The organism is Marinactinospora thermotolerans DSM 45154, from assembly GCF_900167435.1.
In the GTDB taxonomy this organism is placed as follows: domain Bacteria; phylum Actinomycetota; class Actinomycetes; order Streptosporangiales; family Streptosporangiaceae; genus Marinactinospora; species Marinactinospora thermotolerans.
The window spans coordinates 409,263-423,416 of record NZ_FUWS01000005.1; the positions used below are offsets into that span (position 1 = coordinate 409,263).

Annotated in this window: 11 protein-coding genes; 4 read left to right on the forward strand and 7 right to left on the reverse strand. The window is 71.2% G+C overall.

The window, feature by feature from the left end; all coding sequences use genetic code 11:
• The first annotated feature begins 641 nt into the window (after positions 1–641).
• Both B5D66_RS11535 and B5D66_RS11540 read left to right on the forward strand, forming a co-directional pair.
• On the forward strand, positions 642–2,087 hold the full coding sequence (locus B5D66_RS11535; RefSeq protein WP_078761680.1) for a dicarboxylate/amino acid:cation symporter: 1,446 nt from the start codon (positions 642–644) through the stop codon (positions 2,085–2,087).
• A 165-nt stretch (positions 2,088–2,252) separates the two neighbouring features.
• On the forward strand, positions 2,253–3,515 hold the full coding sequence (locus B5D66_RS11540; RefSeq protein ID WP_078761681.1) for a chemotaxis protein CheA: 1,263 nt from the start codon (positions 2,253–2,255) through the stop codon (positions 3,513–3,515).
• An 85-nt stretch (positions 3,516–3,600) separates the two neighbouring features.
• Here B5D66_RS11540 and B5D66_RS11545 read toward each other — a convergent pair whose 3' ends face one another.
• Both B5D66_RS11545 and B5D66_RS11550 read right to left on the reverse strand, forming a co-directional pair.
• A complete protein-coding gene (locus B5D66_RS11545; protein ID WP_078761682.1) occupies positions 3,601–4,704 on the reverse strand; it encodes a C45 family autoproteolytic acyltransferase/hydrolase in 1,104 nt (367 codons plus the stop codon).
• Between the two features lie 57 nt (positions 4,705–4,761).
• Positions 4,762–6,144: an NAD(P)H-quinone dehydrogenase gene (locus B5D66_RS11550; RefSeq protein WP_078761683.1), complete on the reverse strand. Its 1,383-nt coding sequence runs from the start codon at positions 6,142–6,144 to the stop codon at positions 4,762–4,764.
• A gap of 172 nt (positions 6,145–6,316) precedes the next feature.
• On the opposite strand from B5D66_RS11550, the gene B5D66_RS11555 reads away from it, so the two are divergent.
• A complete protein-coding gene (locus tag B5D66_RS11555) occupies positions 6,317–6,769 on the forward strand; it encodes a gamma-glutamylcyclotransferase family protein (protein ID WP_432936964.1) in 453 nt (150 codons plus the stop codon).
• Positions 6,770–6,831: 62 nt separating this feature from the next.
• Positions 6,832–7,662, forward strand: a complete 831-nt coding sequence (locus B5D66_RS11560; protein ID WP_078761684.1) for a purine-nucleoside phosphorylase — start codon at positions 6,832–6,834, stop codon at positions 7,660–7,662.
• Positions 7,663–8,243: 581 nt separating this feature from the next.
• On the opposite strand, the gene B5D66_RS11565 is transcribed toward B5D66_RS11560, so the two are convergent.
• The 5 genes from B5D66_RS11565 to B5D66_RS11585 form a co-directional block, all read right to left on the reverse strand.
• Complete coding sequence (locus B5D66_RS11565) at positions 8,244–8,813, reverse strand: PH domain-containing protein (RefSeq protein WP_200813615.1); 570 nt, start codon at positions 8,811–8,813, stop codon at positions 8,244–8,246.
• Positions 8,810–9,907 carry an adenosine deaminase gene (locus tag B5D66_RS11570; RefSeq protein WP_078761686.1) on the reverse strand — a complete coding sequence of 366 codons (1,098 nt, stop codon included), beginning with the start codon at positions 9,905–9,907 and terminating at the stop codon, positions 8,810–8,812. Before B5D66_RS11570 ends, B5D66_RS11565 begins: the two co-directional genes overlap by 4 nt.
• Positions 9,908–9,984: 77 nt before the next feature.
• A complete protein-coding gene (locus B5D66_RS11575; RefSeq protein WP_078761687.1) occupies positions 9,985–11,229 on the reverse strand; it encodes a M20 family metallopeptidase in 1,245 nt (414 codons plus the stop codon).
• Positions 11,216–12,484, reverse strand: coding sequence for a glutamate--cysteine ligase (locus B5D66_RS11580; protein WP_078761688.1), 1,269 nt, complete (start codon positions 12,482–12,484; stop codon positions 11,216–11,218). The genes B5D66_RS11575 and B5D66_RS11580 overlap by 14 nt, the downstream gene beginning before the upstream one ends.
• Before the next feature lie 430 nt (positions 12,485–12,914).
• Positions 12,915–14,054 carry a YihY/virulence factor BrkB family protein gene (locus B5D66_RS11585; protein ID WP_235000936.1) on the reverse strand — a complete coding sequence of 380 codons (1,140 nt, stop codon included), beginning with the start codon at positions 14,052–14,054 and terminating at the stop codon, positions 12,915–12,917.
• Positions 14,055–14,154 lie beyond the last annotated feature (100 nt).

Genomic DNA, 14,154 nt, shown 5'->3' on the forward strand with positions numbered 1-14,154 from the left:
CGCTCCGCCGGTGAAACCGCCAGGGGACCACTCCCCTTCGGAAGGCCGTCCCGCCACCGGCACGTGCGCCCGGCCCCTCCGGGGTCCGCCGGCCGGTTCCGGACGACCGCCCACAGGTGGTCCGGGAACGCCCCGGCCTCTTCGAGGAGGACGTCCCGTCCGCTCCCGGCCGCGCCGGCGTGCCTCTTGTGTCCCGCGGTGACGCGTCCGGCCTCGGAGGGGGCGGCCGCGGATCGCCGTAGTCCTGGGGGTCCGCCGGGGATAGGCCCCGCTCACCGGGTTACGGACCGGCCCGCCACCGGGTTTCCCCCTGTCCGTTATGGTCGCTTTGTGGCCACATGAGCTCTGTGACCAGATCGACGCCTCCCGTCAGGGAATAACAGGCGCAACGTCGTTATTGTGGTTGTTCGTGACGAATGTTTGGGGCCTCACCCGGCGGTGGCACGTGGACCTGTGCCGACTCGCCAGTCACGCGTGTCGTCGTTCCTGACCTTCTGACGTCCCCGGCTCCCATCGTGCCGTAGCCGGGCGTCCGCGCTCCCCGGCGCCCCGTCCCACCGGACCGCGCGCCCTCCTCCCCCCGGCGACCTCCCCATCCGTGGCGGTTCCCGGTAACGTCCCGACTTCCTTGGAGTCACCCCGTGCTATCCGCACTCCGGCGTATCCCGTTCGCCGTCCAGGTCCTCGCAGCGCTCGTCCTCGGTCTCGTGCTCGGCCTGGTCGCCCGCCAGATGGGCGGCGACGCCGACGCGCCCAACTGGCTGGCCGTCACCCTGGACACCATCGGCTCGACGTTCGTCACCCTGCTGAAGGCGATCGTCCCGCCGCTCATCCTGCTCGCCGTCGTCTCCTCCATCGCGAGCCTGCGCAACGTCACCAACGCGGCCCGCCTGGCCGGCCAGACGCTGCTGTGGTTCGCGATCACCGCGCTTGTCGCGGTGGCCATCGGCATCGGCCTGGGCCTGGTGGTCCGTCCCGGCGTGAACAGCGGTGTGGACGCCGCCACCGCCGCCGAGCCCGGCAGCACCGGTTCGTGGCTGGCGTTCCTGGAGAGCATGGTCCCGGCCAACTTCCTGGGCCTGTCGGCCTCGACCAGCGCCGCCGACGACGGTTCGCTGAGCACCTCGATCAGCTTCAACGCCCTCCAGCTCATCGTCGTCGCGATCGCGATCGGCATCGCCGCGGTGAAGGTCGGCAAGCCCGCCGAACCCTTCCTCGCCTTCACCCGCTCGGCCCTGGACATCGTGCTCAAGGTCCTGTGGTGGATCATCCGCCTCGCGCCGCTCGGCACGATCGGTCTGCTGGGCAACGCGGTCTACAGCTACGGCTGGACCACCATCGGCGCGCTCGGCAAGTACACGCTGGCCGTCTACGCCGGCCTGGTCCTGGTGCTGTTCGTCGTCTACCCGCTGCTGGCCCGGGTGCACGGGCTGTCCATGGCCAGGTTCTTCACCGGCGTGTGGCCGGCGGTGCAGCTCGGTTTCGTCTCCCGTTCCTCGATGGGCACGATGCCGGTCACCCAGCGCGTGGCCGAGACGAACTTCGGCGTCCCCCGGTCCTACGCCTCCTTCGCGGTGCCCTTCGGCGCCACCACGAAGATGGACGGTTGCGCCGCGATCTACCCGGCGATCTCGGCGATCTTCGTCGCCCAGTTCTTCGACGTGAACCTGACCCTGAGCGACTACCTGCTGATCGCGTTCGTCTCGGTCATCGGCTCCGCCGCGACGGCCGGCACCACCGGCGCGACCGTGATGCTCACGCTGACGCTGTCCACGGTCGGACTGCCCCTGGAGGGCGTGGGCCTGCTGCTGGCCGTCGACCCGATCCTGGACATGGGCCGCACCGCGACCAACGTCGCCGGTCAGGCGCTCGTCCCCGCCATCGTGGCCAAGCGCGAGCGGATCATCGACATCGAGCGTTACAACGCGCCGCGCGGCCTCGACGGTTTCGTCGACGCGGACTTCCGCACCTCGGCGGAGCGCACCGCCGAGTCCGGCGAGGAGGCCTCGCAGGGGGCCGAGCCCGCGGAACGCGAAGCGGACGCGGTGACGAAGGAGCAGGCCACCACGGCCGGCGGAGCCTCCTGACCCTTTGCCATGCCCCGGCACGGGCGGCCCGCCACACTCGGCGAGCCGCCCGTAGTCTTGATTCCAGAGAGCTTCGAAAGCAGTCTCAGTCACACCGGACGACAGCGGGAACCGACAGCCACTCTCATTCGTCTGAACAGGATGAGGGAGGCGAGAGGAACGATCATGTTGCGCCGCTTGGCACTACCGGCCCTTCTCACCACGGGGCTTACCGTTTTCTTGGCGGCTGCGCCCGCCCACGCCGACACGCCCAGCCCGGGCGAGGTGGCCGACGCCCTACAGAGCGAGCACCTGTACGTCGACCCCGACATCACGACGGAGCAGTACCCCCAGGGTGAGCGCGACGTCCTGGTCCAGGCCGGCCAGAACGCCGAGTCACCCGTCTACTACGTGATCGTGCCCGAGGGCACCTTCCAGTCCAACGCGACGTTCGACATCTTCATGGACGAGGTCCAGGCCGACGTGGGCGACGGCACCTATGCCGTCCTCAACGGCTCTGAGGGGTTGATCCTCGAATCCACGACGCTGAGCGATTCCGACCTCGCCCAGATCGAGCGTGAGGCGATCCAGCAGGGGCAGGGCAACCAGACCGACACCCTGGTCGCCGTGCCCGACGCCATCGAGGACCAGCAGTCCGCCGACGCCGCCTCCGGCGTGTTCGGCGTGGTGCTGCTGGGCCTGCTCGGCGTCCTCGCGGTCGGTGGCTTCCTGTTCGTCCGCAGCTCCCGCAAGAAGCGTGCGGAGCGCGAGGCCAAGGAGCTCGCCGAGATCAAGCAGATGACCACCGAGGACGTGGTCCGCCTCGGCGAGGACGTCGCCCGCCTGGAGATCGACCTGGGCCGGGTCGACGACCTCACCCGCGCCGACTACGAGCGCGCGATGAACTCCTACGACCAGGCCAAGGTCGCGCTCGACACGATCCGGCGCCCCGAGGACGTCAAGGCGGTCACCAACGCGCTGGAGGACGGCCGCTACTACATGACCGCGACCCGCGCGCGGATGAACGGCGACCCGGTCCCCGAGCGGCGCAAGCCCTGCTTCTTCAACCCGCAGCACGGCCCGTCGCAGCAGGACGTCATGTGGGCGCCCCCCGGCGGTTCGCCCCGCTCGGTCACGGCCTGCCCGGCCTGCGCCCAGGCGGTCCTGTCCGGCCACGACCCCGACGTGCGCATGGTCATGGTCAACGGCCAGCGCCAGCCCTACTACAACGCCGGGCCGGCCTACGCGCCCTACGCGGGCGGGTACTTCGGCATGGACATGATGATGGGCATGTTCACCGGCATGATGATCGGCAACATGATGGGCTCGATGATGGGCGCCTCGATGCTGGGCGCCGGCATGGGCGACATGGGCGCCGGTGATCTCGGTGGCGACCTGGGTGGCGGCGACTTCGGTGGCGGCGGCGACTTCGGAGGGTTCGACTTCTAGTCCGCCTCTGGTGTCCGCGCGACGGGGCCCGTTCCCTCACGGAACGGGCCCCGTCGCCGTTCCGGCGGTCCGGAGCGGCCCGTTCTCAGCCGCGCGGGCCCAGCAGCCCGCCCAGGTCCACCTCGCGGTAGGGGGTGGTGCACGGGTTGCCGTCGGCGATCCACATACGCCGCTCCTCCAGGCTCATGACGACCGACACGATGGTCGCCGAGCGTTCCTGCCCGGGCCGTCCCGGGTCGGGGTGCGCGCACACGCTCAGGGGGTGTTCGGCGTGGTCGCGCAGTGCCTCCTGGAACCGTTCGGGGGTCACCGGCGCCCCTCGAAGCCCGGCCCGTAGCCGCTGCAGGCGGAACAGGGTGCCGCTGGACAGCTCGCGGTTGACGTCGCGACCGCCGAGCCGTTCGGAGGTGAAGTGGTTGGTGTGCGCGATGACGTCACCGTCACCGAGGTCGAGGAAGATCCGCTCCCGTCCTCCCGGCGCGCCCTCGGCGTCGAAGGCGGCTCCCCCCGCCGCGGCCACGAGGTAGTTCGCCGAGGCCGAGCGGGGATGGCGTTCCAGCACGTCCAGCGCCGCGGAGGCCCGTTCGGCGTCGAGGCAGGCGCGTAACGCCACGTGGTAGGGCATTCCCGGCTCGCCCTGGTCGAATTCGCTGACCAGCGCGTTGGTGACGACGCCGACGCCGGCCTCGTTCATCCCGGTCTTGGCGAGCAGACCCGCCTCGACCGCGGTGACGAAGTTCGGTCCGTCGTCGCGACGGACCCCCAGGAGGACGACGGTCCGCTCGGCGCCGGGGCGCCAGTCCCAGTTCTGCCCGATGAGGGTGCGTCCCGCCGCAGCGGCGGGCAGCACCGCGGCGGCGCTGCACTCGGCGACCGGCACGATCCTGCGCGCCAGGCCGGAGAACATGATCTCGGTTCGCACGTTGACGGCGAGGATGTCGGCGTAGTCGACGCCGGCGCCCTCGGCGATGCCGCGCATCTCCCGCAGGTAGTCCTCCGAGACCGCGGCGATGGCGGGCTCGAACCGTAACGCGACCTCCTGGGCGCGCGGCCAGTCCAGTCCCGCGTAGTACGCGAAGATCCCGCGGTACATCGCGATGGTCTCCGCGATGCGGCCGGCGGCCAGTCGTCCGTACTGGAGGCCGCGCTCGGCCGGTCCACCACTGACCCGAATATGGGGGTAGGGCACGGTTTCCCTTTCTGTTGCGGTAAGGAAGGTCCGTCCCGTTTCCTACCCCCGCGCGGCCTACTCCGGGGAGCCCTGCATGAGCGAACGGGCCGCTTCGGTGACGCTGCCCGACAGCGACGGGTACACCGCGAACGTGTGGGCCAGGTCGTCCACCGTGAGCCGCTGTTGCACCGCGACCGACACCGCGAGGATGAGCTCGCTCGCGCGCGGCCCCACGATGACGCCCCCCAGCACGATGCCGGTCTGGCGGCGGCAGATGAGCTTGACGAAACCGTCGCGCGTACCGTGCATCTTGGCGCGCGGGTTGGTGTCCAGGGGGAGGTTCACGACGCGCGCGTCGACCCGCCCCGACTCGACGTCGGCCTCGCTGACGCCCACGGCCGCCAGCTCGGGGTGGGTGAAGACCGTCGAGGCCACGGTCGACAGCTTCAGCGGCGCGACCGCCTCGCCCAGGGCGTGCCACATGGCGATGCGGCCCTGCATCCCGGCGACCGAGGCGAGCATGTTGACCCCCGTGCAGTCGCCCGCCGCGTAGACGCCCGGGGTGGAGGTCCGCGAAACACGGTCGACCTGGACGAACCCGCCCTTGTCAAGCCGGACGCCGGCCTCCTCCAGGCCGAGGTTGTCGGTGTTGGGGATCATGCCGACCGTCATCAGACAGTGGGTCCCCTCGATGGTGCGCCCGTCGGCGAGTTTCACGACGACGCCGTCGCCCTCACGGGTGACCGACTCGGCCCGGGCGTTGCCCAGGACGGTCATACCGCGTCGCTGGAACACCCCCTCCAGCGCCTCGGCGGCGTCCCGGTCCTGGGTCGGCAGGACCCGATCACGCGAGGACACCAGCGTCACCTGGGAGCCCAGGGCGAGGTAGGCGTTGGCGAACTCGGCACCCGTGACACCGGACCCCACGACGATCAGCTTCTCGGGCAGCTCGTCCAGGTCGTAGAGCTGGCGCCAGGTGAGGATGCGCTCACCGTCGGGCTTGGCCGTGGGCAGCTCACGCGGGTGCGCCCCGGTCGCCACGAGCACCACGTCGGCCCGGATGCGCTGGTCGCCGACGGCGACGATGTGCGGATCGACCAGGCGCCCCTCGCCCTGGATGATCTCGATGCCCTCCTTGACGAGGCGCGCCGCGGTGTCGGCGGACTGCGCCTGGGCCAGGCGCTTGACCCTGGCGTTGACCGTCTTGAGGTCGATGTCGATGATGTCCTTGTCGCCCGGCTCGTTGCCGACGTTGATCCCCAGCGACGCGGCCTCGGACACATAGGTCATCCGGACCGAGGTCGCGATGAGGGTCTTGGAGGGGACGCAGTCGGTGAGGACACATGCCCCACCGATCCCGTCACGGTCCACCACGGTCACGTCCGCGCCGAGCTGCGCCGCCACGAGCGCGGCCTCATAGCCTCCGGGTCCGCCACCGATGATCACGACCTTGGTCACGTCTGTTTCACTCCTTCTGACGGCCCCGTTCCCGGTTGCGGGCATGCCATTGCGCGGCAGGCCGGGACATGGGCGGGGACCGTCCGGGTACTGTGCTCGCCTGTCGCTCCCCCCATTCTCCGTCATTCCGGGTGGCGGGATTCGCACGCCCCTGAGGGAAGGAGCACGTAGCATGTGCCGCGTGCCTCTGTACGCCGCCTATGGCAGGAACCTCGATCCCGAGCGAATGGCCGAGCGCGCCCCGCACTCGCCGGTGTGGAGCACCGGCTGGCTGGAGGGTTGGCGGCTGGCATTCGGGGGCGCCGGCCCCGACCAGGCGGGCGCCCTGGTGACGTTGGCCGAGGAGCCCGGCTCCAGCGTCTTCGTCTGCCTGTACGACGTTCCCGAGTGGGAAAGACGGCTGCTGGACTCCTGGGAGGGCACCGACCTGGGCGTCTACTCCCGGATCACGGTACGGGCCCGCACCCTGTTCGACGGTGACGTGACGGCCTGGGCCTACGTCCTCGACGACTACGAGGGAGGTCTTCCCTCCGCCGCCTACCTCGAGTCGATCGCGCTCGCCGCGGAGAAGGCCGGCGCCCCGAGCGACTACGTCGCCGACCTGCGCGCGCGTCCCTGCTGTTAGCGGTGGGACACGCGGCCCCGGGATCCGGGGTGAACCGCCGACCGGAGAGTACGCTCCGAGATGTGAGCGAACCCACGCAAGACCTCACGGTCACCGGCACGGCGGGCGCGAAGGAGGGGGCCGCGGTCGCGGCCTCCGAGCTGTTGACCCGGACCGGCGCGGACGGTTACGACGCTGTCGTGGTCCTGGGCTCCGGCTGGGCCGGAGCCGCCGACGCGCTGGGCGTCGCCGACATCGAGATCGACGTCGGCGACCTGCCCGGGTTCGTCGCCCCCTCCGCGGCCGGGCACGCCTCGCTCCTGCGCACCGTGTGGGTGGGCGCCAAGCGCGTCGCCGTCTTCATGGGGCGCGTCCACCTGTACGAGGGCTACGGGCCGCTCCAGGTGACGCACGCCGTGCGCACCGGTGTCGCCACCGGCGCGCGCACCGTGGTGTTGACCGGTTCGGCGGGGTCGATGCGCGTGGACTTCTCGCCCGGCCAGCCCGTGGTGGTGCGTGACCACATCAACCTCACCGGCGAGTCCCCGTTGGTGGGCCCCGACTTCGTGGATCTGACGACCGCCTACAGCCCGCGGCTACGCGCCGTCGCCCACGAGGCCGACCCGTCGCTGGCCGAGGGCGTCTACGCGGCCGTGCGCGGCCCGGCCTTCGCCACGCCCGCCGAGCTCGGGCTGCTCCGGCTGTCGGGCGCCGACCTGGTCGGCACGTCCATGGCCCTGGAGACCATCGCCGCGGTCGAGATGGGCGCCGAAGTGCTGGGTCTGTCCGTGGTGAGCAACGACGCGGTCGGTCCCGTCCACGGAATGCTGTCCGCCGACCGGCTTCTCGGCATGGCCAGGGAACACGCTCCCGAGCTGGGCGCGCTGCTCAACCGGATCCTGCTCCGGCTGTGAGCCCGCCTTCCGGCGCGGACGTTCGAAGGGGCACCCGACACGTGGTCGGGTGCCCCTTTTGGTCCGGCCATGGGGTCGGCCGGGTCCGCAACGGGCCGGAGGAGGGACGCACGCGCCTTCCGCGCAGGGGCGCACGCCCCTCCCCCGGGAAGGAGAGATCCGTCCGGCCGTCCGGTGGCCGACACTGCGTGGCGAGCAGCATCCCGAGGCCGGGGATGATCGATGCCCGCCACCGGTGTGCGGCCGGCGGTGTTCTCCGTGTGCCACGGCCCGGGTCCCCGCAGACCCGTGGCGGCCGAGCACACGTCCTTCCCACGCGCGCCTCGCAGCCGATTCCTCCGGTCTCCGCGACCTTGGGTTCCGTACTGCCACGGTCGGTGACCGTGGCCCGCGACACGCCTGTCGTCCTTGACCCGCTCGTGCCCTGGGGTGGGGCCGGGTGACGGTCCGCGCAGCCGCCACTTCCCGCCCCATCCCCTTAGGCATGCCTAACCTAACCATCGATGGGCGGGTGCGGTCAAGTCCGCCCCGGAAAACGTCGAGGGGCCCGCAGGACGGGCCCCTCGGCAATCGGCACCGGATCAGGCGAAGAGCAGGGCGGCGACCAGCAAGAACGCCGGAGCTCCGAGCGCGACGACGGCGTCCGGCGACCACACCACCGTCGGTTCGGTCTGCTCAGAAAGCGGGCGGGCCTTGCGTTTCTCCGCCTCGTCGCGCAGCTGCCGGGCCACGAAGTCCACCGGCCGCATCCGGCGCGGGTCCTCCTCCTCGGCGAGTTCGACGTAACCGTCGGCGCGGCGCAGATTGTCACGGACCTTCGCGCGCTTGGTCTCGCGCAGCGGCCAGGAGCGGAAGACCCGGTCGCCCGCGTGGACCCGTAGCACGTCGGTGACGTCGGCCCAGGTGAAGGCCTGCCAGGGGATGAACGCCTCGCGCAGCGGGTTGACGACGCGCACCCCCTCCTCGGTCGCCACGACCTTCGGCCGCAGCGCGAGCACGTAGGTCACCCCCACGCTGAACACCAGGAGCGCCGCCGCGACCACGGCGGCGTAGGTACGCCCGCGCAGGGCGAGATCGACCAGGTTGACGGCGACGATCGCGATCCAGACCCATCCCAGGACACGCGGGAGGGGTTGGGTGAAGGGTCTCATTCGGTGGCCCACTTGAGTCGTGCGAATCCGGGCTTGATCTGCCCGTTGATGAGCGCCAGACGCTCGTCGAACGGCAGGAACGCCGACTTCATGGCGTTCACCGTGAACCATTGCAGATCATCCCAGTCATACCCGAAGGCATCGGCCAGTTTGGCGAACTCCTCGGACAGCGTCGTCGCGCTCTGCAACCGGTTGTCGGTGTTGACCGTGACCCGGAAGCGCAACTGACGCAGCAGGCCGATCGGATGCTTCTCGATGGAGGCCGCCGCCCCCGTCTGCACGTTGGAGGTCGGGCACATCTCCAACGGGACCCGCTTGTCGCGGACGTAGTTCGCCAGCCGTCCCAACCGTGACACGCCCTCCGTGTCCGTCTCGATGTCGTCCACGATGCGCACACCGTGTCCGAGCCGGTCGGCGCCGCACCACTGCAACGCCTCCCAGATGGAGGGCAGTCCGAACGCCTCGCCCGCGTGGATGGTGAAGTGCGCGTTCTCGCGTCGCAGGTACTCGAAGGCGTCGAGATGGCGGGTCGGCGGGTGCCCCGCCTCGGCTCCGGCGATGTCGAAGCCGGCCACCCCGTGGTCCCGGTAGCGCACGGCGAGTTCGGCGATCTCCCGGGAGCGGGCCGCGTGCCGCATCGCGGTGAGGAGGGTGCCCATCCGGATCGACCGGCCCTGCGCGGCCGCGCGCTCCTCTCCGAGCCGGAACCCCTCCTGCACCGCGAGGATGACCTCGTCGAGGTCCAGGCCGCCCTCAAGGTGCTGCTCGGGGGCGTAGCGGACCTCGGCGTAGACGATCCCGTCGGCTGCGAGGTCCTCGGCGCACTCGGCGGCCACCCGGACGAGCGCGTCACGGGTCTGCATGACCGCGACCGTGTGCCCGAACGTCTCAAGGTAGCGCTCCAGCGAGCCGGAGTGCGCGGCCTCGGCGAACCAGACGGCGAGTTCGTCGGGGTCCTTCGTGGGCAGCCCCTGGTACCCCACGGCGTCGGCGAGCTCGACGATCGTGGCGGGGCGCAGACCGCCGTCGAGGTGGTCGTGCAACAGCACCTTGGGGGCTCGCCGGATCTGGTCCAACGTCAACTGGTGGCTCATGCGTCTCAGGATGCCACTCGACACCGGCGCCCGGGGTCCGGCGGACGATGATGCGCGGTCCCGCGCCGCCGGCGACGTCAGGCCAGCGCCGCGTCCTCGACCGGTTCTCCGGACCGGGAACGGCGCTCCTCCCACAGGGCGGTCAGCGCGGTGGCGGCCATGAGCTGCACACCGACCCCGATCGCCCGTTCGTCGACGTCGAAGGTGCCCCGGTGCAGGTCGAGCATTGGACCGTCGGAGGAGGGGCGATGGGTCCCGAGCCGGGCCAGCGCCCCGGGCACCTGTTCCAGGTACCAGGCGAAGTCCTCACCGCCCAGGCTCTGCGGCGTGGGCGCCGGGGCGTCGGCGCCGAGGACCTGGGTGCAGGCGTCGCGCAGGATCTGCACGCTGCCCGCCTCGTTGACCGTGGGAGGCACGCCCCTGCGGTAGTTCAGCTCCGCGGTGGCGCCGTAGGCCGTCACCACCGAGTCGATGAGTTCCTTGATGATGTCCGGGGCGGCGTGCCAGGCGTCGTCGGCCAGGCAGCGGACGGTGCCCTCGGCCACTCCGTCGTCGGGGATCGCGTTGGGCGCGGACCCCGCGCTGACGCGCCCCCACACGAGGCTGAACCCGGCCCGGGGGTCCACCCGGCGCGACAGCGCCGCGGGGAGTTCGGTGACGACCTTGCCCAGCGCGTAGACGAGGTCGGTCGTCAGGTGCGGGCGGGCGGTGTGCCCGCCCGGCCCCGACAGCCGGACCATGAGCTGGTCGCAGGCGGCGGTGATGGGACCGACGCGCAGGCCCACCCGGCCGGTGGGCAGCCGGGGGTCGCAGTGCAGCGCGAAGATCCGGTCGACGCCCTTCAGGCCATCGGCGTTGATGACCTCCATGGCGCCGCCGGGAAGCTCCTCGGCCGGCTGGAAGAGCAGCCGGACCCGGCCCGGCAGGGCGCCCGCGCGCGCCTGCTGGGCCAGGAAGACGCCCGCGGCGAGCAGCACCGTGGTGTGCACGTCGTGACCGCACGCGTGCGCCGCGCCGGGGACCGTGGAACGGTAGGGCACGTCCTTCTCGTCGGCCAGCGGGAGCGCGTCGATGTCGGCGCGCAGCGCGACGGTCGGCCCGTCGTCGGCCGATCCGATGTCGCAGATGAGACCGGTTCCCTGCGGCAGCACCACCGGCTCCAGACCGATCCCGCGCAGCCGCTCCACCAGACGCTGGGTCGTCCGGTGCTCGGCGAAGGCGAGCTCGGGGTGCATGTGGAGGTCTCGCCGGAACTCGACGAATTCCCGCTCCCGGCGAGCCAGAAAAGCGGTCAGTTGTTCCCGCAGGTCACGCCCCTGCATGCGAGGGCCCCCTCTTCCTCGACGATTGTTCTCGGCCGGCGTTGTGCGCGCCGGTGTCCCTGTCCGCCGCCCCGCTCTCGCCGGCGGCGTTTCCGTACGGCGTGGTCGACCCCCGGTCCGGGCCGAACCCTCCGGCCCGGAACTCCCCCGTCAGGGCGTCCACCACGTCGTTGATCGTGCCCCCCTGGTCGATGACGGCCCGTTGGCGCTCATAGGAGGCACCGTTGTGCAGGACCTCGGAGACGACGTCCAGGTCCTCGGCACAGCCGAGTCGGTCGGCGATCGGCTTCAGCTCGCGGACGAGCTCGTAGAGGTCGTCGCGCAGCGGGACGGTGCCGCCCCGCTCGTCGGTGATGACCCGGGCGTCCAGCCCGTAACGGGTGGCCCGCCACTTGTTGTCGTTGACCACCCAGGCCGCCGGGCTGGGCAGGCTGTAGCCGCGGTCGAGCTGCTGGTCGAAGAGCTGCACGAGGCTCTGCGACAGCGCGGCGGCCATGCCGACCTCACGCAGGGTCGGGATGCCGTCGAACATGCGGATCTCGATGGTGCCGAAATCGGGATGCGGCCGGACGTCCCACCACACCTCCTTGATGCTGGAGATCGTGCCGGCGCGCAGCAGGGTCTCCATGTAGTCCTCGAAGGAGGCCCAGTCGTCGAGGCGGGGCGGCGGGCCGGCGGTGGGCAGGGCGCCGAACACGATCGCCCTGGCCGAGGCCAGCCCGGTGTCGTGCCCGCTCCAGAACGGGCTGGAGGCGGTCAGCGCGAGGAAGTGCGGCAGGTAGCCGGCCAGCGCGTTGACGATGGGGATCGCCTTCTCGGCCGAGCGGACCCCGACGTGGACGTGGACGCCGAAGGTCAGGATGCGGCGGGCCAGCCACTGCATCTGGTCGATGAGCTCGCCGTAGCGCTGGACCGGCGAGAGGGTCTGGTCGCGCCAGTCGTCCAGGGGGTGGGTGCCCGAGCACATCAGGGCGAGCGAGCGCGGTTCGATCGCCGCGCCGAGCCGGGAGATGCTTCCGGCGAGGTCGCCGCGGACCTCCTCGACGGTCTCGCAGATGCCGGTGACGACTTCGACGGTGCACTGCATCAGCTCGTGCCGCAACGGCGGGTGGGCGGGCGCCTGGCTCAGGTCGGGAAGCTCCCCGAGGACCTGCTGCGCCTCCTGGCGCAGGTGTCGCGTGTTGACATCGACGAGCTGGAGTTCCCATTCCACACCGAGGGTGGCACGGTCGGACGCGTTGAATTCGATGGCCACGATCAACCTCCGCGCTGTCGTACAGCCGGCACGCTCACCGACTTGTGACGCACCTTAGGCGAGACATCGGTCTCGATGTCAGTGCGTCTCATGGTCGGTTCCGCTCTCCTTCGGAATCGAGTACGTGGCGGACTGGTGGCCTGGGCTGCGGCACGGCGGACGACCGCCTCGTGACCGAGGATTACAGATGCACAACCGGCTCCGCCGGGAAACGGCCGATCGTGACCTGAAACAGCCGGGGCGCTTCTTCGCGTCACGGGCCCACTGGTCCCGGATGCTCCCCGACTTCGCCGTATCCAAACGTAACCGGGCCCGTGGTCCTTTTCCGGGCTTCCGGGAAAGAACCGCCCCGTCGTCGAGATCACGGTACACAAGGACACGGAGAAAGTACTTGAAGTGACCAATACGTGATGTCGTGCGTCGCCGCAGGTCAACGTGGGACAGAACGCTTGACGTCCCGGCCGCGTCGGCGGGCCCAGAGCACGCCGGCCGCCACGGCCGCCGCCACCCCGACCGCCGTCACGAAGCGGGACGGCGCGGGCCGCCGCCCGGGAGACCGTGGGCCGGCGGCCGGACCGGCGGTGTGAGGGACGAGCTCCTCCCTGGCGGCCAGCCGGGCGGGCTCGGCCGGGATCGCGGCCACGGGGATGTCGATCGGCACCGACCCCTGGTAGGGCGGTGGCACCGGCAGCCAGGTCGCCGTCCAGGCCGCGGCGAACAGCACGAACCGCAGGACGATGTCGATCCACACCAGCAGGCCGGCCAGCACCGCGAAGGAGGCGTAGACGGGGTTGTCGAGCGTGCTTCTGATGAGCAGCGCCCCGGTCGCCTTGAGCGCCTCGAAGCCCAGCGCGGCGAAGAACGCCCCGCGCCACAGCGGCCGCCAGGACCACCCGCCGCCCGACAACCGGCCGAACACCACGAGGAAGAGCACGGTGTCGACGCCGACCGCGATGGCCAGTCCCAGGAAGCGGGTCGCCAACAGGGCCGCCGGCGTGTGCTCCAACCCCACCCAGGACAGCGACCAGCGCGTGGCCGCCTGGGCGGCGCTGGTCAGCGCGACGGAGCCGAGCAGGGCCACCCCCAGCACCACCACGACGAGCAGGTCGGTCAGCTTCCCCAAGAGGGGGTTGACGGCCTGGGCGGTGCTCCTGAGCCATATGACGCGCAGCGCCTCGCGCAGCGCGGAGACGGCGCCCAGGCCGGCGTAGAGCAGGCCGAGGAGCCCGAGGAGCCCCGCGCCGACGCGAGCCCGGGCGACCTCCTCCAGGGGGAGCCGGTCGGCGAGCCCCGGCAGCGTCTCCTCGACGGCCTGCTCCAGGTAGGCGCGCGCCTCCAGGTCGACCGCCGCGACATATCCGAGCAGGGAGAAGGCCAGCGCGAGCAGCGGGAAGAAGGACAGGAAGGCGTAGTAGGTGACCGACGCGGCGAGCAGGCTGCCCTGTTGGCCGGAGTAGCGCTCATAGGCCCGCACGAGGTGGTCGAACCCGGGCCTGGTCCGCCGAAGACCCCAGTAGGCGTCGAGCGCCGTGTTGACCCGCTTGCGTACCCGGTCTCGGAACCGTTCCATCGTCGAGGGCATCGCGCTCCCGGTTCGCGTCGGCTGGGTGGCGGACGACCGAGGGTAGTCGCGGCCGGACGCGAACAGAAGGGGACGCGCCTTGGTGACG